The organism is Rhodobacter sp. SGA-6-6 (assembly GCF_011043545.1).
Taxonomy (GTDB): domain Bacteria; phylum Pseudomonadota; class Alphaproteobacteria; order Rhodobacterales; family Rhodobacteraceae; genus Pseudogemmobacter.
In genome coordinates, this window is the sequence record NZ_JAAKGP010000010.1 from 15526 (window position 1) to 34728 (window position 19203).

The window sequence follows — 19203 nt, forward strand, 5'->3', positions numbered from 1 at the left end:
GCTTCCGGTTCAGATCAGGACGGCCGCGACCCCGCCGCAAGGCCGGCGGGGCAGGGCCATGACACGGCCGAGCGCGCCACCCGCGCCGTGGTGCTGCATCCCGACACCCGCGCCCGCCAGACCCGCCGCCTGCCCGAGCACGGGCTGGCCGAGGCGGTCAGCCTGGCCGCGGCGCTGCCGAACCTGGACATTCTCTGGGCCGAGGTGGTGCGGCTGCCGAAGGTGCAGCCGGGGATGCTGTTCGGATCGGGCAAGGTCGCCGAGCTGAAGACGCGGATAAAGGCCGACGAGGTCGACCTGGTGCTGGTCGACGGCCCGGTCTCGCCGGTGCAGCAGCGGAACCTGGAGAAGGAATGGGGGATCAAGCTGCTGGACCGCACCAGCCTGATCCTGGAGATCTTCGCCGACCGCGCCCGCACCCGCGAGGGGGTGCTGCAGGTGGAACTGGCGGCGCTGTCCTACCAGCGCAGCCGCCTGGTCCGCGCCTGGACCCACCTGGAACGCCAGCGCGGCGGCTTCGGCTTCGTCGGCGGCCCGGGCGAGACCCAGATCGAGAGCGACCGCCGCGCCATCGACGAGCAGGTGGTCAAGCTGAAGCGCCAGCTGGAGCAGGTGGTGAAGACGCGCGAACTGCACCGCGCCGCCCGCGCCAAGGTGCCTTTCCCCATCGTCGCGCTGGTCGGCTATACCAACGCCGGCAAGTCCACCCTGTTCAACCGGCTGACCGGGGCCGAGGTGCTGGCCAAGGACATGCTCTTCGCCACGCTGGACCCGACCATGCGCGGGGTCACGCTGCCGACGGGGCAGAAGATCATCCTCTCCGACACCGTGGGCTTCATCTCCGACCTGCCGACGCAGCTGGTCGCCGCCTTCCGCGCCACGCTGGAGGAGGTGCTGTCGGCGGACCTGATCCTGCACGTCCGCGACATCAGCCACCCCGAAAGCGCCGAGCAGGCCGCCGACGTGGCGGAGATTCTCGCCTCGCTCGGCGTCTCGGCGCAGACGCCGCAGATCGAGGTCTGGAACAAGCTCGACCAGGTCGACCCGGCTTCGCGCGAGGCATTGGCCGCGCAGGCGGCGCAGCGGCCGCAGGTCTTCCCGATCTCGGCGCTGACCGGCGAGGGGGTGGAGGCGCTGCTGGCCGCCGTGGCCGCCGAACTGGACGAGGAACGCAGCGAGGCGGTGCTGGAGCTGCCCTTCGGCGAAGGCCGCCGCCGCGCCTGGCTGCACGACCGCGGGTTGGTGGTGGCCGAAAGCGAGGGCGAGGACGGCTGGCGCCTGACCCTGCGCTGGACCGCACGGCAGGCGGCAAGGTTCCGGGAGATGTGAAGGCCCGCCTTGGCGAAGGCACGTGCCTTCGCCACAGCGCACCATTCCAATCAGGACCGGCCGGGCCCCAAAGGCCCGGCCAGCGCCCGCCCCGCCCTCGGCGGGCGCTTCTCGCCCGCCGGGTCGGGCGCTGGCCTCCCGGGTTTCGTGCCCTCACTGTCTCCGGTCGACATGCCGCGCACGGGCGGGGGCGAGGCAGTGCCTCGCCTTCTCCCGCCCGATCCCGGCTCAGTCCCCCTCCGGCGTCAGCACCATCACCCCCACCGCGGCGGCCCGGGCCAGCTCGGCATCCAGCGACATCGGGATGTATTCGCCGCGCCGCCACAGCTCGCCGAGATCGTCGTAATGCCGGCTCAGCGGGTGGCCGGACTGGCCGGTGGCCGAGATGAACACCGAGGAATCCGGGTCGGCGAAATCGTAGACGCCGCGATAGCCGGCGCCGTGGACGTTGAGGTAGGGATTCGGTCCCTCGCCGGCGGTCTTGCCGCGCATCAGGGTGTCGTCGCCGCCGCTGGTCGACTGGCGGATGTTGACGAACCATTTCAGGAACGGCACCTCCCCCAGCACCGCATGGTCGTGGGTGGCCTGATGCGCGTCGCCCCACCGCCAACTTTCCAGGTTCGGCCCGTAGGTCTCGGTCAGCCGCAACAGCGCCTCGTCCAGCGCGTCGCGGGCGATGTCGGTGCAGGTCTCCACCGCCGCCGACTGGATCACGTCGCACCAGGCCCCGGCGCCGGCGGTGTTGCGGTAGACCCGCTCGATGAACACCGGGTCGGGATGGGTGAACTTGTCGGCCATCGGCCCCAGCTCGTCGCGGATCAGCCGGTCCATCACCGCCCGGATCCAGGCGGTGGCGATCAGCGGCTCGGGCATGTGCTCGTTCATCTCGCCGTTCCATTCCGCCAGCAGGATCAGCGCCCGCTGCCGCAGCCGCTCCGGCGTGCCCTCGGCCGCGGGCGTCCCGGTATACCAGAGGTCCGCGCCGAGAAGCGGCAGCAACAGCCGCGAGGTCGGGTCCACCGTGTCCAGCTGCGCCTCGATGAAGCTTTCCCGCGTATGCACCTCGCGGGTCTGCATCAGCGTCAGCCAGCGGCGGATGCGCTGCGTGTCGCCCCAGAGGAAACTGAGGTGCTTCGGGAAGGGCCGGTCCACCGACTTGTTGTTGGTATTGCCGAGGATGCCCATCTCCGGGTTCACGAAACGCGGGTTCTCCTCATAGGGATAGATGCCCTTGAACCCCACCGCCGGGTTCCAGCCCGGCGAGGGCAGGCGGCCCTGGCTGGGGTGGCCCGCATCGCGCACCGGCATCGCGCCGATCACCTGCATGGCGATGCCGTCGGGCCCGGCCAGCATCAGGTTCTGCGCCGGCGCGACATGCAGCCGGCCGTCCTCCAGCGCCTCTGCCACGGTCTGCGCCCGCATCAGCCGGATCGCCGCCGTCATCGAGGTGTCCGCCGCCGACAGCGCCGTCCAGCTGAGCGCGGCGACATGGCCGGCGGGCGTGACCGCGCCGAGGTTGAAATGCGTTCCCGGCAGCACCGGCCCGTTGCGCGACCAGCGCAGGGTCAGCGTCACCGGCTCGGCATCCTTGACCGTGACGATGGTCTGGCGGGTGTCGAACTTCGCCCAGCTGCCGTCGGGCAGGGCGTATTCGGCGGAATTGGCCGGGTTCAGCTTCTCGATCACCACGTCCTGGTCGTCCAGATAGGCGGTGGTCAGCCCCCAGCCCATCTGATCGGACCGCCCGATCAGCACCGCCGGCACGCCGGGAATGGTGCCGCCGATCACCCCGCCGGAGGACAGCTCCAGCCGCGCCAGATACCAGATCGTCGGCGCGGTGAAGCCGAGATGCGGGTCGTTCGCCAGCAGCGCGCCGCCGGCCGCCGAGCGCCGCGCCTCCGCCGCCCAGGCGTTGGAGGCGCCGGCGAGGCCGAGGTCCGGCACCGGATCGAGGGGCAGGGCGGCGGTCTTCACCGGCATCGCCGGCAGGGCGCCGGGGATCAGCTGCGAATATTGCGGCAGGGCGGCGACGCCCTTGCCCGGGTCCTCGGGCAGGATGTCGGCCAGCCGCTCGGGCGGCAGCACCAGCGACAGCTGCGCCCGCAGCACCTCGTCGCCGGCGTGCGAGGACAGTTGCAGCGCCATCAGCTTCAGGATGGCGATGGAATCCGCCGGGGCCCAGGCGGAAATCTCCGGCGAGAACAGCCAGAACTCCGGCGCGCCGCGGCCGCGGGCACCGGCGTTGACCTGCCCGATCCAGGCGTTCACCCCGTCGGAATAGGCCTGCAGCGCCGCCAGCGTCTCGTCGTCCTGCGCCTTCACCGATTGCAGCGCCAGCCCGTAAAGGTCCAGCCGCCGCAGCAACTCGTCCACCGGCAGGGTGCGGGCGCCGAACAGCTCGGACAGCCGCCCCTGCGCCGTGCGCCGCAGCATGGTCATCTGCCAGAGCCGGTCCTGCGCATGGGTGAAGCCGAGCGCGAAATAGACGTCGTGGTCCGAGGCCCCGAAGATATGCGGCACGGAATCGTTGTTGCGCACGATCTCCACCGGGCCGTCGAGGCCGGGCAGGGTGAAATCCTCGGAATAATCCACCAGCGAGCGGGACAGGAACCAATACAGCACCAGACCGGCGAGGAGCGAGAGGCCGAGGACGGCCGAGACGATGCGCAGAAGCCAGCGGAACAGGGTGAGCATGGGTTTGTCCTGAGCCGTGCTTGACGAGTGTGACGGGATCGGTTCCTAGTCGATCCGATACGGCAGGGCAATCGCAAGGGCTTCACGATGGCGGATGTGGCATTTCTCGGGCTCGGGGTGATGGGTTTCCCGATGGCGGGGCATCTGGCGGCCAAGGGCCACCGGGTCACGGTCTGGAACCGGACCTCGGCCAAGGCGGGGACCTGGGTGGAGCGGCACGGCGGGCAGGCGGCGGCGACGGCGCGCGAGGCCGCCCATGGCGCGGAATTCGTCATGGCCTGCGTCGGCAACGACGACGACCTGCGGCAGGTCTGCACCGGCGTGGACGGCGCCTTCGCCGGGATGGACCCGGGGGCGGTCTTCGTCGACCACACCACCGTCTCGGCCAGGGTGACGCGGGACCTCGCCGGCATCGCCCGCGAGCGCGGGCTCGGCTTCGTCGATGCGCCGGTCTCGGGCGGGCAGGCGGGGGCCGAGAACGGCGTGCTGTCGATCATGTGCGGCGGGACGGAGGCGGATTATGCCCGGGCCGAGCCGGTGATGGCCGCCTATGCCCGCATCTGCCGCCGGCTGGGCGACAGCGGCGCCGGCCAGATGGCCAAGATGATGAACCAGATCTGCATCGCCGGGCTGATGCAGGGCCTCAGCGAGGCGCTGGCCTTCGGCCAGAAGGCGGGGCTGGACGGCGAGGCGGTGGTCGAGGTCATCTCGCAGGGCGCCGCCGGGTCCTGGCAGATGGTCAACCGCCACAAGACCATGCTGAAGGACGACTTCGACTTCGGCTTCGCGGTGGACTGGATGCGCAAGGATCTGGCGATCTGCCTGGCGACGGCCGAGGAGATCGGCGCCCGCCTGCCGGTCACCGCGCTGGTGGACCAGTTCTACAAGGACGTGCAGCTGATGGGCGGCGGCAGGAACGACACTTCCAGCCTGATCCGGCGGCTGAAATAGGCCATACGCTGCCGGATGGGGGCGCCGTGCGCCCCCGTATGCCGCTCAGGGGATGATACGGGTGTATTTCACCCCGGCCAGCGAGGCCCCGGCGATCAGCCCCTGCTGGCCGAAGACCAGCGCGATCACCGGCTCCATCTCGGTGGTGGCCTTGCCGATGCTGGCGCCTTCCTCCGGCGTGGCATAGCGCAGGTCGGCGCTGGCCGCCCAGCCGGCCGAGCGGCGGAACTCCTCCAGCGCCTCCTGCGTCATGAAGAACAGCGCATGGGCATATTGCTGCGCGCCGATCTGCAATCCGATCGAGGCCTTGGCGGCGGAGTAGTAGTCCACCGTCGCCCCCCGGATCCGCAGCGCGCCGCGGCCGTAGGAGCCGCCGTAGATCAGCCCGGCCTCGGTCACCAGCGGCATGTAGAGCACGCCCGCCGCCCGCGAAGCCAGATCGCGGGTGCCGGGATAGCGGCCGAACAGGTAGTTCTGGGTGGCATCCACCCTGGCGTCGATCTGCGCCGCCCCGTTCGAGCCGATGCCGTTGCCGCAGGCGGCAAGCAGGCCGGTGGCCCCGAGTCCGAAAACAACGCCGCGCCGTGTGGTGAAATCCTGCATCTTGCCCTCTCGTGCCTCTTGCGCCGGGGTCTGCAGCCCCGGTTCACACCAAGCCTAGCGGATAACCGCCTGTCTGTCACCAGCACTTGCGCGGCGCAGGCGGCAGCCCGCCGGGATCAGCCGCGCAGGAGCCGCGCCGCCTCGGGGGCGAAATAGGTGAGTATCCCGTCGCAGCCGGCGCGCTTGAAGCCGAGCAGGCTTTCCATCATCGCCTTCTCGCCGTCGATCCAGCCGTTCAGCGCCGCCCCCCGGATCATCGCATATTCGCCGCTGACCTGATAGGCGAAGGTCGGCGCGCCGAAGGTGTCCTTCACCCGGCGGCAGATGTCGAGATAGGGCATCCCCGGCTTCACCATCACCATGTCGGCGCCTTCCGACAGGTCGCGCTCCACCAGCCGCAGCGCCTCGTCGCTGTTGGCGGGGTTCATCTGATAGGTCTTCTTGTCGCCCTTCAGCGCGCCCGAGGCGCCGACGGCATCGCGGAAGGGGCCGTAGAAGGCCGATGCATATTTGGCCGCATAGGACATGATCGCCACGTCCTTGTGACCTGCGGCCTCCAGCGCCCCCCGTATGGCGCCGATCCGGCCGTCCATCATGTCCGAGGGGCCGAGGATATCGGCCCCCGCCTCGGCCTGCACCAGCGCCATGCGCACCAGCGCCTCCACCGTCTCGTCGTTCAGGATCACCCCGTCCCGCACGATGCCGTCATGGCCGTTGGCGTTGTAGGGGTCCAGCGCCACGTCGGTCATCACCGCGATCTCCGGCACCGCCGCCTTGATCGCCCGGATGGCGCGATTCGCCAGGTTGTCGGGGTTCCAGGCCTCCTCGCAGCCTTCGGTCTTCAGGCCGGGATCGGTGTAGGGGAAAAGGCAGATCGCCGGAATCCCCAGGGCCGCCGCCCGCTCCGCCGCCTTCACCACCAGGTCGACCGACAGCCGGTTCACCCCGGGCATCGAGGCCACCGGCTCCTCCATCCCCTTGCCGTCGCGGATGAAGACCGGCCAGATCAGGTCTCCCGGCGAGAGCACCACCTCCTGCGCCAGCGCCCGCAGGGCAGGGGTCCGGCGCAGGCGGCGGAAGCGCAGGGCGGGATAGTCGGCGATACGGGGGCGCATGGTGTTCTCCGTCAGGGGGGCGCGGGGCAAAGGGGCTTGCGGCCTGCGCTTCTGCCTGCCATGGAAAGGGCCGCACCTCAAGCAGGCCAACGGGCGCAGCAGGCGAAAGGATCGGGCGTGGAGTGGTACCGCACCGTCTTCGAAGTGATCGACATGCGGTCCTTCTCGAACCTCTGGTATTGGATCGCGCTTGCGGTCCTGTGGTCGACGACCAGCCACAGGGTCGTCGGCGTCCCCTTCGACATGATCCAGCGCGCCCGCCGGCTGGGCGGCCAGGACGAGGCCGACCTGGAGGCGATGGTCGGCATCAACACCCGCCGCTTCCTCGGCATCTCGCGCACCGCCGCCGCGCCGATCTTCGCGGTGGTCTCCTTCCTGCTGACCGCGCTTTTCGTGCTGGCGGTCTGGTATCGGTCGGAATTCGCCCAGGCGGTGCTGTTCCTCTTCGTGCCGATGATCTTCGTCGGCTGGCTGTCGCTGCGCACCGCGCTGCGGATCGAGGCGGGCGAGCAGTCCGGCCCGCCGATGTATCGCCGGCTGATGCTGCACCGGCGGCTGGTGCAGGTCGTCGGCATGGTCTCGATCTTCGTCACCGCGATGTTCGGCATGTATCAGAACCTGAACATCTCGATCCTGAACCACTGAGCCATGGCCGACCGCATCACCCTGGGCGGCGCGCCCGAAGGCTTTGACGCGAAGCTTCTCCTGCGCGAGCTGGAGAAGGACCGGCCGGTGCTGCATGTCGCCCGCGACGACAAGCGGGCCGAGGCGATGCGGGCGGCGCTGGCGGTCTGGGCGCCGGGGGTGGCGGTGCTGGACTTCCCGGCCTGGGACTGCCTTCCTTTCGACCGCGTCTCGCCCAATGCCGAGATCTCCAGCCGCCGGATGGCGACGCTGGCCGCGCTGGCGGACGGGCTGCCCGGCGCCTTCGTGGTGCTGTCCACCCTGAACGCGGTGACGCAGCGGGTGCCGGCGCGCGAGGTGGTGCGGGCCTCGTCCTTCCGTGCCGGAGTGGGCGAGCGGGTGGACGAGGCGCGGCTGAAGACCTTCCTGACCCGGATGGGATTCTCCCCCGTATCGACGGTGGCGGAGCCGGGCGACTACGCCATACGGGGGGGTATCGTCGACATCTACCCGCCGGGACCGGGCGGGCCGGTGCGGCTGGATTTCTTCGGCGAGGTGCTGGACGGCGCCCGGCGCTTCGACGCCGGGACGCAGCGGACGGTGGAGAAGCTGAGCCGGGTGGATTTCGCCCCGGTCTCCGAGGTGGTGCTGGACGAGGCGGCGATCACCCGCTTCCGGCAGAGCTACCGGGCCGAATTCGGCGCCGCGGGCATCGACGATCCGCTTTACGAAGCCGTCAGCGCCGGCCGCAAGCATCAGGGGATGGAGCACTGGCTGCCCTTCTTCCACGACCGGCTGGAAACCCTGATGGATTACCTGCCCGAGGCGACGGTGATGCTGGACGACCAGGTCACCCCGGCCCGGCTGGCGCGGTGGGAGGCGGTGGACGACGCCTACGATGCCCGGGCCGAGGCGCTGGCGGCGAAGGGGCGGCTGGACACGGTCTACAAGCCGGTGGCGCCGGGGCTGCTCTATCTCGACGATGCGGCCTGGGAGGCGGCGGTTTCCGGGCACCGCATGGTGCAGCTGTCGCCGCTGGCGCAGGCGCCGGGGCCGGGGGTTCTGGATGCCGGCGGCCGGATCGGCCGCAACTTTGCGCCCGAGCGGCAGCAGGAAAAGATCAGTCTGTTCGGCGCCTTGGCCGATCATGTTCGCGCCTTGCGCGAAGAGGCGCAGGTGGTGATCGCCAGCTGGTCCGAGGGCGCGCGGGAACGGCTGAAGGGCCTCTTGACCGACCAGGGGCTGGCGGCGCAGGAGCTGGACGACCTGCGGGCGCTGCCGCCGGGCAAGGGCGGGCTGTTCCTGACCGTCTGGGCGCTGGAGGCCGGCTTCACCGCGCCGGGGCTGGCGGTGATTTCGGAGCAGGACGTTCTCGGCGACCGGCTGGTCGCCAAGCCCCGCCGCAAGCGCAAGGCCGAGAACTTCCTGCGCGAGGTCGACACGCTGTCGCCCGGCGATCTGGTGGTGCATGTCGAGCATGGTGTCGGCCGCTATCTGGGGCTGGAGACCATCACCGCCCTCGGCGCGCCCCATGCCTGCGTCGCGCTGGAATATGCCGACAACGCAAAGCTTTACCTGCCGGTCGAGAACATCGAGCTGCTGTCGCGCTACGGCCATGAGGAGGGCCTGCTGGACCGTCTCGGCGGCGGGGCATGGCAGGCCAAGAAGGCGAAGCTGAAGGAACGCATCCGAGAGATCGCCGACCGGCTGATGCGCGTCGCCGCCGAACGCGCGCTGCGCCATGCGCCGATCCTGGAGGCGCCTCATTCGATCTGGGAGGCCTTCGCCGCCCGCTTCCCCTATCAGGAGACCGACGACCAGCTGGCCGCCATCGCCGATGTGGTGGCGGATCTGGAGAAGGGCAGCCCGATGGACCGGCTGATCGTCGGCGACGTCGGCTTCGGCAAGACCGAGGTGGCGATGCGGGCGGCCTTCGTCGCGGCGCTGTCGGGGATGCAGGTGGCGGTGGTCTGCCCGACCACGCTTCTGGCGCGCCAGCACTACCGCAGCTTCGCCGAGCGGTTCCGCGGATTCCCGATCCGCGTCAAGCCCTTGTCGCGCTTCGTTTCCACGGCCGAGGCCAACCGGACGCGGGCCGAGATGGCCGAGGGCAAGGTGGATATCGTCGTCGGCACCCATGCGCTGCTGGCCAAGGGGGTGACGTTCCAGCACCTCGGCCTCCTCATCATCGACGAGGAGCAGCATTTCGGCGTCGCGCACAAGGAGCGGCTGAAGGAGATGCGGTCCGAGGTCCATGTGCTGACCCTGACCGCCACGCCGATCCCGCGGACGCTTCAGCTTTCGCTCACAGGGGTCCGGGATCTTTCGATAATCGCCACGCCGCCGGTGGACCGGCTGGCGATCCGCACCTATGTCAGCGAATTCGACACGGTGACGATCCGCGAGGCGCTCTTGCGCGAACGCTTCCGCGGCGGGCAGTCGTTCTATGTGGTGCCGCGCATCGCCGACCTGCCGGAGATCGAGGACTTCCTGAAAACCCACGTGCCGGAGGTGTCCTACGTCATCGCCCATGGCCAGTTGGCGGCGGGCGATCTGGACGAGCGGATGAACGCCTTCTACGACGGCAAATACGACGTGCTGCTGGCGACGACCATCGTGGAATCGGGCCTCGACATCCCGACCGCCAATACGATGATCGTGCATCGGGCCGACATGTTCGGCCTCAGCCAGCTTTACCAGATCCGCGGGCGTGTGGGGCGGTCGAAGACGCGGGCCTATTGCTACCTGACCACCAAGCCGCGGGCGCCGCTGACGCCGCAGGCCCAGAAGCGGCTGAAGCTGCTCGGCAGTCTCGACTCCCTTGGGGCGGGGTTCAACCTGGCCTCCCACGACCTCGACCTGCGGGGGGCGGGGAACCTTCTCGGCGAGGAGCAGTCGGGGCATATCCGGGAAGTGGGATACGAACTTTACCAGCAGATGCTGGAAGAGACGATCGCCAAGATCAAGTCGGGCGAGTTGCAGGGCCTGTCGACGATTTCCGACGACTGGAGCCCGCAGCTGAACCTCGGCGTGCCGGTGATGATCCCGGAGGATTATATCCCCGACCTCGACATCAGGCTGGGGCTGTATCGGCGGCTGTCCTCCTTGCAGACCAAGGTGGAGCTGGAGGGCTTCGCCGCCGAGCTGATCGACCGTTTCGGCCCGCTGCCGAAGGAGGTCAACACGCTGATGCTGATCGTGCGGATCAAGGCGATGTGCAAGCGCGCCGGGATCAGCCGGCTGGACGCCGGGCCGAAGGGGGCGACGGTGCAGTTCCACAACGACAAGTTCGCCAATCCCGCCGGGCTGGTGGAGTTCCTGAAAGCCCAAGGGCCGGCGGCGAAGGTTCAGGGCACCAGGATCGTGCTTCAGGGCGAGATGAAGGGCGAGGCCGACCGCATCAAGGGCGCCTTCGCCATCGCCCGCGACCTGGCGGAGAAGCTGCGCGAGGCGACGGCGAAGCCGTCCCGGTAGGGCGGCTGCGCGGTCCGGCTGGCGAAGGCGCGTGCCTTCGCCAAAGCGCAACGGTTCAATCATCCCGGCCGGGCCTCAAAGGCCCGGCCAGCGCCCGCCCCGCCCTCGGCGGGCGCTTCTCGCCCGCCGGGTCGGGCGCTGGCCTCTCGGGGTTAAGGACTCCCACCGTCTCCGGTTGAAGCCGCACGCACGGGCGGGGGCGAGGCAGTGCCTCGCCTTCTCCCGCCCGCAGAGAGCGTGGGTTTCCGGCGGCTGTCGATGCGACCTACACCCGCGAGGGAACCCCCAGCACCCGCATCAGCAGCAGCGAGGGCGTGATGCAGAGCAGCGCGCCGATCACCAGCGGCTCATGGGTGCCGTCGAAGGCCTGGGCGATCGGGGTGGACAGGATCACCGCCACCACCGTGGAGACCGCCGCCATGATCGAGGCCGCGAAACCGGCGATGTTGCCCACCGGCTCCATCGCCAGCGCGTTCAGGTTGCCCATGGTCAGGCCCATCATGCAGAACAGGCTCACCAGCCAGAGGAAGAAGGCGGCGAAGCGCCAGTTGCCTTGCAGGATGTCGGCCCGCATCAGCCCGTAGTGCAGCACGGTCATCACGAGCACGCCGATGAAGGCCAGCCGCGCCACCTTGCGCATCCCCATGGTCATCACCAGCTTCGAGTTCAGGAACGAGGCCCCTGCCGAGACCGCGGCGGCCAGCGCGAACCATTTCGGGAAGGCCTCCTCCATGCCGAACTCGACGGTGAAGATGCCCTGCACCGAGGAGATCGTCGCGACCAGCACCGCCATGGTCAGCGCCTGGATCAGGATCGAGACCACGACGATGCGGTAGGAGAACAGCTCTTTCCCGGCGGCCCAGAGACCTCCGAAGGACAGCGGCACCCGGGCCGCCACCGGCAGGGTCTCGGGCTGGCGGACGGCCAGCCAGGTCATGGCGATCACGGCGAAGAGGATGAAGGCGATGAAGATCGCGTGCCAGCCGGAGAAGTGGATGATCCATTGCCCCAGCAGCGGCGCGGCGGCAGGGGCGACCATGAAGATCATCATGGCGAAGGACATGATCCGCGCCATCTCGCGCCCCTTGTAGAGGTCGCGCACCATGGCCAGCGAGACGGTCCGCGGCCCGGCGCCGCCGATGCCTTGCAGCACGCGGGCGGCCAGCAGCACCTCCAGCGACTGGGCGAAGATGCAGATCAGCGCCGCGAGGGAATAGAGCACCCCGCCCCAGATCATCACCCGCTTGCGGCCATAGGCGTCGGACAGCGGGCCGGAGACGAAGGTGCCGATGCCCATGCCGAGGAAGAAGGACCCCACCACCAGCTTGGCGCGGTTGGGGTCGTCGGGGGTGAAGGCGGCGGCGATGGCGGGCTCGGCCGGCAGCATCGCGTCGATGGAGAAGGCGATGGTGGCGAAGAGCATCGCGATCAGCGCGATGAATTCGCCCTGCGACAGGCGCGGGGCGTCGGACGGGATATGGTCGGTCATTGGGCTTTCCTGAGATCCTCGATCACCTGCGTCCAAAGTTCGGACGGCTGGGCGCCGGAGACGACGTAATGCTGGCCGATCAGCCAGGTGGGGACGGAGGTCACGCCCTTGCGGCGCGCATCCTCGTCGCGGGCGGCGATGTCTGCGGCGTCGGCATCGCTGTCCAGCAGCCGGGCCACGGCCTCGCGGTCCATGCCGGCGGCACCGGCGATGTCGGCCAGCACCGCGGGATTGCCGATGTCGCGGCCTTCCACCCAATAGGCGCGGAAGAGGGCGGAGACGATGGCCGATTGCCGCCCCTCGATCCCGGCCCAGTGGATCAGCCTATGGGCGTCCAGCGTGTTGGGGATGCGCTTCGGCACATCGGGATTGAGCGGCAGGCCGGCGGCGCGGGCGACCTCGCGCAGGCGGTCGTGGACGGCATCCACTTTCGCAGCGCCACCGAACTTTTCTTCCAGCCACTGGCGCTTGGCTACGCCCTCGCGCGGCATGTCGGGGTTCAGCTGGAACGGGTGCCAAGCCACGATGAACGGGTGGTCGGGCGCGGCTTCCAGCGCGCGGTCGAGATTGGCCTTGCCGACATAGCACCAGGGGCAGACGGGATCGGCGAAGATGTCCAGCCGGACGGGTTTCATGCGGCGGGGCCTTTCGGGTAAAGGGCGGCAAGCGCGCGGCGGTCGATCTTGGCCGTGGCGGTGCGGGGCAGGGCGGGCAGATGGACCCAGGCCCGCGGCTGCTTGTAGCGCGCCAGACGCTCGGCCACAAAGGCCGAGGCTGTGCTTTCCGGCAGGGCGTCCCCTGCGTAGAAGCAGGCGATGAAGCGGGCGCCGGCCTCGCCCGCGATCTCGGTCACGGCCAGTTCGACGACGCCGGGCAGGTCGGCCAGCGCCAGTTCCACCTCGCGCGGCGAGACCCGGATGCCGCCGGGGTTCATCATCTCGTCGGCGCGGCCGTGGTAGTGGATGGCGCCGTCCCAGCCCTGATGCACCAGGTCGCCGGTCAGGAACCAGTCGCCATCCGGGGGCGGATGGTCCTGGTAGCCCAGCATCAGCCCGGGGTCGGCGGTGGAGACCGCAAGCTGGCCTACCTCGCCCGGCGGCAGCGGGTGCAGGTCGGGGCCGAGAACGGCGATGCGGCGGCCTGCCTGGGGGAAGCCGGTGGCGCCATACGGGGCCGGATGGTCGGGGTTGCCGGAGATGAAGGTGGAAATCTCCGACATGCCGAGCGCCTCGTGGATGTCGGTTCCGGTGACCTCGCGCCAGCACTCGCGCAGGGCCGGGGGCAGCGCCTCGCCGGCGGAAAGCGCGTGGCGCAGGCGCGGCATCCCGGGCATCGGCGCGCGCAGCAGGCGGCGGAAGACCGCCGGAGAGGCGGCGAAGATCGTGGCGTCATGGCGCTTCAAGAGCAGCGGCAGATGCTCCTGCGCCACCTGCGGCCCGGGGATCAGCGCGGTTGCGCCCAGGGTCCAGGGGTCGAGGAGGCCGGTCCCCATGGTATAGGTCCAGTTGAAGGCCCCGGCGTGCAGCAGGCGGTCCTGCGCGGTCAGCCCCTCCCAGCCGCGGTGCATCATCCGGCGGGCGAGGATGGCCCGGTGGGCATGGCGCACCGCCATCGGGCTGCCGGACGTGCCGGAGGTGAAGACGACATAGCCCTCGCGCTCCGGGTCGCCCATCTGCCAGTTGCAGGGCGCCGCGGCCTCCCAGGCGGGCAGGTCGGCGGGCCATACGGCCCCGTCCGGCACCGCGATGCCGGGGTCCGCCACCGTGGCGCGGGGGCGGACGAGCGCGGCCATGCGGGCGATCTCGGGCGCCGTCAGCAGCGGCGAGGTGGCGACCGGGACCATGCCGGCGGCGATGGCGCCCAGATACAGCACAGGATAGGCCGGCGTATTGCCCATGCGGATCAGGATGCGGTCGCCGGAGGCGGCCCGGGACGACAGCCAGGTCCCGCAGCCGCGGACGGCACCGATCAGCCGGGCATAGCTCCACCGCTCGGCGCCCGTCAGGCCAAGGACCGCGAGCGCGATCTTCTCGGGCGTCTCCTGCCCCTGGGCCAGCACATGGGCGGCAAGGTTGAAACCGGCGGCGGACATGATCCCCGGCATAGGCGGGCCGCGGGACGGTTGCAAGGTGGCGCGGACGTCGGGCCGGGCGGGAACAGGCGAGGCACTGCCTCGCCCCCGCCCGTGCGTGGCGGATCACCCGGAGACGGTGGCAGCGAAAGACCCCAGAGGCCAGCGCCCGCCCGGGCGGGCGAGAAGCGCCCGCCGAGGGGCGGGCGGGCGCTGGCCGGGTGCTTTGGGCACCCGGCCGGACAAGGGGAAACGTTGCCCTATGGCGGAGGCACGGGCCTCCGCCATGGAAATCCCGCGGAGCGCAGCCGGAAAACGTGACTCCCGCACCTCCGATTTGATCTGTCGCATTGTCGCCGCCCGGGCCGCCCCCTATCGTCACCCCGGGACGAGGCTTCTGGAGGGGGCGGATGCGGCTGGCGATCGTGACCGACATTCACGGCAACCGCGAGGGCTTCGAGGCGGTGCTGGCCGATGCCAGCGCCCGCGGGGCGGAGCGGATCGTCATCCTCGGCGACATCGTCGGCTACGGGCCGGACCCGGAATGGTGCGTCGACCGCTGCGCCCGGCTGATGGAGGAGGGCGCGATCTGCCTGCGCGGCAACCACGACAACGCGGCGGCTGGGGCGAAGGAGGCGATGTCGCCGCTGGCGCAGGCGGCGATGGACTGGACGGTGCAGGCGCTCTCGCCCGGGGCGAAGGAGTTCCTCGGCCGGCTGCCGTATACCGCAAGGATCGGCGACATGCTTTTCGTCCATGCCAGCGCCAATGCGCCGGAGGACTGGAACTACGTCACCTCGGACACCAAGGCCATCGGCTCGTTCCGGGCCACCGATGCGCGGCTGATCTTCTGCGGCCATGTCCACCTGCCGTTCCTGGCCAGCTGCGACCGGCAGGGCATGGTGCGCGAACAGCCGTTCCGCACCGGCCTGCCGATCCCGCTGATCCGCTCGCGCCGCTGGCTGGCGGTGGTGGGCTCGGCCGGGCAGCCGCGCGACGGGCTGGCGCAGGCGGGATGGGCGCTGATGGACAGCGCGGCGAACGAGTTGACCTTCCGCCGCACGCCCTACGACTTCGGCGCGGTGGCGGCGAAGACCCGGGCCGCGGGTCTGCCGGAAGAGCTGGCGCAGCGGCTGATCGGAGGGCGATAGGATGGGCACGAGGCCGCACAAGGGGCTGGAGATCGACGGCTTCACCCTGGGGGAGCAGCTGCACAAGGGCGGCTTCGCCACCATCTGGGAGGTGACCAACGCCCGCTTCCGCACGCCGATGGTGATGAAGGTGCCGACCATCCTCGACGGCGACGACGGGCCGACCATCGTCGGCTTCGAGGTCGAGCAGATGATCATGCCGCGGCTTTCGGGTCCGCACGTGCCGCGGGTGATGGGGATCGGCGATTTCGACGTGATGCCCTATATCGTCACCGAGAAGATCGAGGGCGGCTCGCTCTTGGACACCTTCCTGAAGGCGCCCCTGCCGCTGTCGGACCTGATCGAGATCATGGCCCGGATGGTGCAGGCGGTGGCCGACATTCACCGGCAGCACGTCATCCACCTGGACCTGAAGCCGGAGAATTTCCTGCAGCGGCCGAGCGGCGAGATGGTGCTGGTCGACTACGGCCTGTCGCGCCATGCGCAGCTGCCGGACCTCTTGGCCGAGGAATTCCGCATCCCGATGGGGACCTATCCCTATATCGCGCCCGAGCAGTTCCTGCATTGCCGCGACGACCCGCGCTCGGACCTGTTCGCGCTTGGCGCGATGACCTATGCGCTGGCGACCGGCAAGCTGCCCTTCGGCAGCCCGGAAAAGCTGCGCGGGGTGCGGAAACGGCTCTGGCGCGACCCGATCCCGCCGCGGGCGCACCGGCCGGAGCTGCCGGAATGGTTGCAGGAGATCATCCTGCGCGCGCTGGAGGTGGACCCGATGCGGCGCTACCAGTCGGCGGCGCAGATGGCCTTCGACCTGGCGCATCCGGCGCAGGTGACGCTGACGGCGCGGGCGCGCAAGCTGAAGCAGGACGGCTGGCTGCAGGTCTACGACCGCTGGAAGGTGGCGCGGCGGATCAGGAGCTTCCGCCCGCCGGACTTCATCGGCGCGCAGATGGCGGCGGTGCCGATCATCGTGGTGGCGGTGGACCTGTCGCCCGAGGGCGAGAAGTTGGCCAACACCCTGCGCCGGCAGATCAAGCGGATGCTGGTGACGGAGCCGGATGCGCGGATCGCCTGCGTCAACGTGATCAAGACCGCGCGGCTGGGGATCGACCAGATGACCGACGACCACGGCACCCATCTGCATGTGGCGCGGCTGGTGCAGCTGAAGGCCTGGGCCGAGGAGATCGAGCTGACCGAGGACCGGCTGACCTTCTCGGTGCTGGAGGGGCCGGACCCGGGGCAGGCGATCATCGACTACGCCACCCAGAACAACGCCGACCATATCCTGATGGGCGCCCGCGGCCATTCGACGACGCGGCGCTACCTCGGCTCGGTCTCGGCGCAGGTGGTGGCCGAGGCGGCCTGTTCGGTGACGGTGGTGCGGCTGCGCGACGGGCAGGCGGAAGCGCCGGTGGAGACGGCTGCGGAGGCCGAGGCGGTGTCATAGGGGCAGGGGCCGCACTCCGCTGTCATCCCCGCGGAAGCGGGGATGACAGGAGGGGCCGGATCAGTTCATCCAGCCCTGCACGGTGCGGGCGCCGCCCGACACGTCCTCGCCCACGCCCGCAACCGTGTTGCAGGCGGCCAGCGCGCAAAGGGCGGTTGCCAGAAGGATCATGCGTTTCATTGCTCTGCCTCGGTCTTGTTGCCGTTTCTCACTGCTCTTGCCACCAGATGTCGGGCATGAAGCCCAGCCAGTCTCCATACAGCGGCACATGGTCGGAATACTTCAAATCCGCGCGATGAGCCAGCCGCGAGACATCGGAATACCAGATCGGGATGACATAGCGCCCAGCCGTCAGCACCCGGTCCAGCGCCCTTGTCGCGGCCTCGAACTCCGCGCTGTCCTTGGCGCCGACCATGGCGGCGATCAGCGCCTCCGCGGCGGGGGAGTCGATGCCGGGCCAGTTGCGGCTGCCGGTCTCGGTCACTCCGGCGCGGCCCCAGTAGAGCAGCTGCTCGTTGCCCGGCGACAGCGACAAGGAGCGGATGTAATGGGTCATGTCGAAGTTGTAGGCGTTGGTGCGCTCCTTGTATTGCGCATCGTCCACCATGCTGACGCGGGCCTGGATGCCAAGGGACTTCAGCGCCTCGATCCAGATCGCCCCGGCGGCGGCAAGGTCGTCCTGGCCGTTCGACAGCAGGATCTCGAAGGCGAAGGGCTCGCCGGCGGCGTTCCTCAATATCCCGTCATCGCCCACCGTCCAGCCGGCGTCCTCCAAGAGCTTCGCCGCCGCGCGGATGTTGCGGCGGTTGGTCGGGCTGCCGTCAGAGACCGGCAGGGCATAGCCCTCGATGGTGCCGGGCGGCAGGTCGGCGGCGAAGGGGGCCAGCAGCTCGGCCTCGCGCCCCGTCGCGGGCTGGCCGGGAGCCATCGCCAGCATGGAATTGCCGTAATAGCTGGGGATGCGCGGCAGCAGGCCGGCGTTCAGGGTCTGGTTGATGAACTCGAAGTTGAACGACAGGATCAGCGCCTCGCGCACCCGCCAGTCGGCGAAGATCGGTTTGCGGGTGTTGAAGGCCAGCCCCTCGATGCCCGAAGGCCGCCGGTGCGGGATCTCGTCCTTGACCACCGCGCCGGACTGCACCGCCGGAAAGTCGTAATTCGTCAGCCATTTCGCGGCGTTGGTCTCGCGGTAGGCCGACAGGTGGCCGGCCTTGAACGCCTCGAAGATCGCCTGGGCATTGGTGAAATAGTCGTAGCGGATTTCCTCCAGGTTCCACAGGCCGCGGTTGAAGGGCAGGTCCTTGCCCCACCAGTCCGGGTTCTTGCGGAAGCTGATGAACACCCCCGGCTCCATCTTGTCGACCAGATAGGGGCCGGAGCCGATTGGCGCCTCCAGCGTCGATTCGGTGAAGTCCTTGCCCTCCCACTGCGCCTTCTTCAGCACCGGGCGCAGGCCGAGGATCAGCGGCAGTTCGCGGTCCTGGGCGTTGAAGGTGAACCTCACGCTGCGCGGGCCGGTCTGCTCGACCGAGGCGATCTTGGCCCAGGCGGCGGCGTAGCGGGCATTGCCCTGGGTGCCGAGGATCTCGAACGACCAGATCACGTCTTCCACGGTGACCGGGGAGCCGTCGGAGAATCGCGCCTCTTCACGCAGGGTAAATTCCACGTAGGAGCGCGACTCGTCGGTATCGACCGATTCGGCCAAGAGGCCATACAGCGAGAAGGGCTCGTCGTAGTTGCGGCCCAGAAGCGTCTCGACCACCAAGGTGGAGATGCCGGTGGCGGGGCGGCCCCTGGTGATGAAGGGGTTCAGGCTGTCGAAGCCGCCGGCCTCGCCCCAGCGGAAGCTGCCGCCCTGCGGCGCGTCGGGGTTGGCCTGCGGCAGCGACACAAAATCCGGGGGGAGGGCGGGTTCGCCATACATAGCTATGCCGTGGCGCGGTTCGGCGCCGGCAAGGCCGGCCATGGCCAGCCCCCCCAGAATCATCATGCCCAGCCGGGCAAGGCGGCGGAGGGCGGGCTTGGCTTGGCATCGCATTTCGGAAACGGTTCCCCGGTGTTCTGGCCTTTGTGCCGAACCTACGCCCGAGGGTGAGAGTTTTCAAACTTTTAGCTTGGCCATCCCGGCGGAGGGGGCTATAAAGAGCCTACTGCTCGATAGGTTTCTTGCCTGTATGAAACCTGCCTCAACGACTGAACGCCGGCCTCGTGCCGGCGTTTTTTTTGGCGCCGTGCCCGGCGCAGGGGCGGGCCAT

At 69.6% G+C, this 19203-nt stretch carries 14 protein-coding genes; 6 read left to right on the top strand and 8 right to left on the bottom strand.

Annotated elements, in window-relative coordinates; all coding sequences use genetic code 11:
* Positions 1-87 precede the first annotated feature (87 nt).
* Entirely contained in the window at positions 88-1329 is a 1242-nt protein-coding gene (gene hflX / locus G5B31_RS16080) for a GTPase HflX (protein WP_346763926.1), read from the top strand.
* A 228-nt stretch (positions 1330-1557) separates the two neighbouring features.
* Here the strand turns inward: hflX and G5B31_RS16085 are convergent, their stop codons facing one another.
* Positions 1558-4023: a penicillin acylase family protein gene (locus G5B31_RS16085; protein WP_165019226.1), complete on the bottom strand. Its 2466-nt coding sequence runs from the start codon at positions 4021-4023 to the stop codon at positions 1558-1560.
* Between the two features lie 87 nt (positions 4024-4110).
* On the opposite strand from G5B31_RS16085, the gene G5B31_RS16090 reads away from it, so the two are divergent.
* A complete protein-coding gene (locus G5B31_RS16090; protein ID WP_165019227.1) occupies positions 4111-4974 on the top strand; it encodes an NAD(P)-dependent oxidoreductase in 864 nt (287 codons plus the stop codon).
* Between the two features lie 45 nt (positions 4975-5019).
* On the opposite strand, the gene G5B31_RS16095 is transcribed toward G5B31_RS16090, so the two are convergent.
* Complete coding sequence (locus G5B31_RS16095; protein WP_165019228.1) at positions 5020-5577, bottom strand: YSC84-related protein; 558 nt, start codon at positions 5575-5577, stop codon at positions 5020-5022.
* A gap of 116 nt (positions 5578-5693) precedes the next feature.
* The gene (gene hemB, locus G5B31_RS16100; protein ID WP_165019229.1) at positions 5694-6692 is read right to left on the bottom strand and encodes a porphobilinogen synthase; all 999 of its coding nucleotides are present in this window, start codon (positions 6690-6692) and stop codon (positions 5694-5696) included.
* A 117-nt stretch (positions 6693-6809) separates the two neighbouring features.
* Here hemB and G5B31_RS16105 point away from each other — a divergent pair, with 117 nt between their 5' ends.
* On the top strand, positions 6810-7337 hold the full coding sequence (locus G5B31_RS16105; protein WP_165019230.1) for a component of SufBCD complex: 528 nt from the start codon (positions 6810-6812) through the stop codon (positions 7335-7337).
* A 3-nt stretch (positions 7338-7340) separates the two neighbouring features.
* Entirely contained in the window at positions 7341-10790 is a 3450-nt protein-coding gene (gene mfd, locus G5B31_RS16110) for a transcription-repair coupling factor (RefSeq protein ID WP_165019231.1), read from the top strand.
* Positions 10791-11055: 265 nt separating this feature from the next.
* On the opposite strand, the gene G5B31_RS16115 is transcribed toward mfd, so the two are convergent.
* Genes G5B31_RS16115 through G5B31_RS16125 form a run of 3 tightly spaced genes read right to left on the bottom strand, consistent with a single transcriptional unit; the run spans position 11056 to position 14371 of the window.
* Positions 11056-12279, bottom strand: a complete 1224-nt coding sequence (locus G5B31_RS16115) for a multidrug effflux MFS transporter (protein ID WP_165019232.1) — start codon at positions 12277-12279, stop codon at positions 11056-11058.
* Positions 12276-12914 carry a DsbA family oxidoreductase gene (locus G5B31_RS16120; protein ID WP_165019233.1) on the bottom strand — a complete coding sequence of 213 codons (639 nt, stop codon included), beginning with the start codon at positions 12912-12914 and terminating at the stop codon, positions 12276-12278. Before G5B31_RS16120 ends, G5B31_RS16115 begins: the two co-directional genes overlap by 4 nt.
* A complete protein-coding gene (locus G5B31_RS16125; RefSeq protein ID WP_240904455.1) occupies positions 12911-14371 on the bottom strand; it encodes a class I adenylate-forming enzyme family protein in 1461 nt (486 codons plus the stop codon). Before G5B31_RS16125 ends, G5B31_RS16120 begins: the two co-directional genes overlap by 4 nt.
* 389 nt (positions 14372-14760) lie before the next feature.
* Here G5B31_RS16125 and G5B31_RS16130 point away from each other — a divergent pair, with 389 nt between their 5' ends.
* Both G5B31_RS16130 and G5B31_RS16135 read left to right on the top strand, forming a co-directional pair.
* The gene (locus G5B31_RS16130; protein WP_165019235.1) at positions 14761-15501 is read left to right on the top strand and encodes a metallophosphoesterase; all 741 of its coding nucleotides are present in this window, start codon (positions 14761-14763) and stop codon (positions 15499-15501) included.
* Between the two features lies 1 nt (position 15502).
* On the top strand, positions 15503-16948 hold the full coding sequence (locus G5B31_RS16135) for a bifunctional serine/threonine-protein kinase/universal stress protein (RefSeq protein ID WP_165019236.1): 1446 nt from the start codon (positions 15503-15505) through the stop codon (positions 16946-16948).
* A 60-nt stretch (positions 16949-17008) separates the two neighbouring features.
* Here G5B31_RS16135 and G5B31_RS16140 read toward each other — a convergent pair whose 3' ends face one another.
* A complete protein-coding gene (locus tag G5B31_RS16140; protein WP_394352136.1) occupies positions 17009-17119 on the bottom strand; it encodes an entericidin EcnA/B family protein in 111 nt (36 codons plus the stop codon).
* A gap of 37 nt (positions 17120-17156) precedes the next feature.
* A complete protein-coding gene (locus tag G5B31_RS16145; protein WP_240904456.1) occupies positions 17157-18914 on the bottom strand; it encodes an extracellular solute-binding protein in 1758 nt (585 codons plus the stop codon).
* Between the last annotated feature and the right edge of the window lie 289 nt (positions 18915-19203).

What these genes read in the sequence shown, in the direction of transcription:
- G5B31_RS16120 (WP_165019233.1), bottom strand. Translation starts at nt 12,914, where the DNA reads ATGAAACCCGTCCGGCTGGACATCTTCGCCGATCCCGTCTGCCCCTGG.
- G5B31_RS16145 (WP_240904456.1), bottom strand. Translation starts at nt 18,914, where the DNA reads ATGGCCGGCCTTGCCGGCGCCGAACCGCGCCACGGCATAGCTATGTAT.
- G5B31_RS16125 (WP_240904455.1), bottom strand. Translation starts at nt 14,371, where the DNA reads ATGTCCGCCGCCGGTTTCAACCTTGCCGCCCATGTGCTGGCCCAGGGG.
- G5B31_RS16130 (WP_165019235.1), top strand. Translation starts at nt 14,761, where the DNA reads ATGCGGCTGGCGATCGTGACCGACATTCACGGCAACCGCGAGGGCTTC.
- G5B31_RS16085 (WP_165019226.1), bottom strand. Translation starts at nt 4,023, where the DNA reads ATGCTCACCCTGTTCCGCTGGCTTCTGCGCATCGTCTCGGCCGTCCTC.
- G5B31_RS16115 (WP_165019232.1), bottom strand. Translation starts at nt 12,279, where the DNA reads ATGACCGACCATATCCCGTCCGACGCCCCGCGCCTGTCGCAGGGCGAA.
- G5B31_RS16095 (WP_165019228.1), bottom strand. Translation starts at nt 5,577, where the DNA reads ATGCAGGATTTCACCACACGGCGCGGCGTTGTTTTCGGACTCGGGGCC.
- G5B31_RS16140 (WP_394352136.1), bottom strand. Translation starts at nt 17,119, where the DNA reads ATGATCCTTCTGGCAACCGCCCTTTGCGCGCTGGCCGCCTGCAACACG.
- G5B31_RS16135 (WP_165019236.1), top strand. Translation starts at nt 15,503, where the DNA reads ATGGGCACGAGGCCGCACAAGGGGCTGGAGATCGACGGCTTCACCCTG.
- mfd (WP_165019231.1), top strand. Translation starts at nt 7,341, where the DNA reads ATGGCCGACCGCATCACCCTGGGCGGCGCGCCCGAAGGCTTTGACGCG.
- hemB (WP_165019229.1), bottom strand. Translation starts at nt 6,692, where the DNA reads ATGCGCCCCCGTATCGCCGACTATCCCGCCCTGCGCTTCCGCCGCCTG.
- G5B31_RS16090 (WP_165019227.1), top strand. Translation starts at nt 4,111, where the DNA reads ATGGCGGATGTGGCATTTCTCGGGCTCGGGGTGATGGGTTTCCCGATG.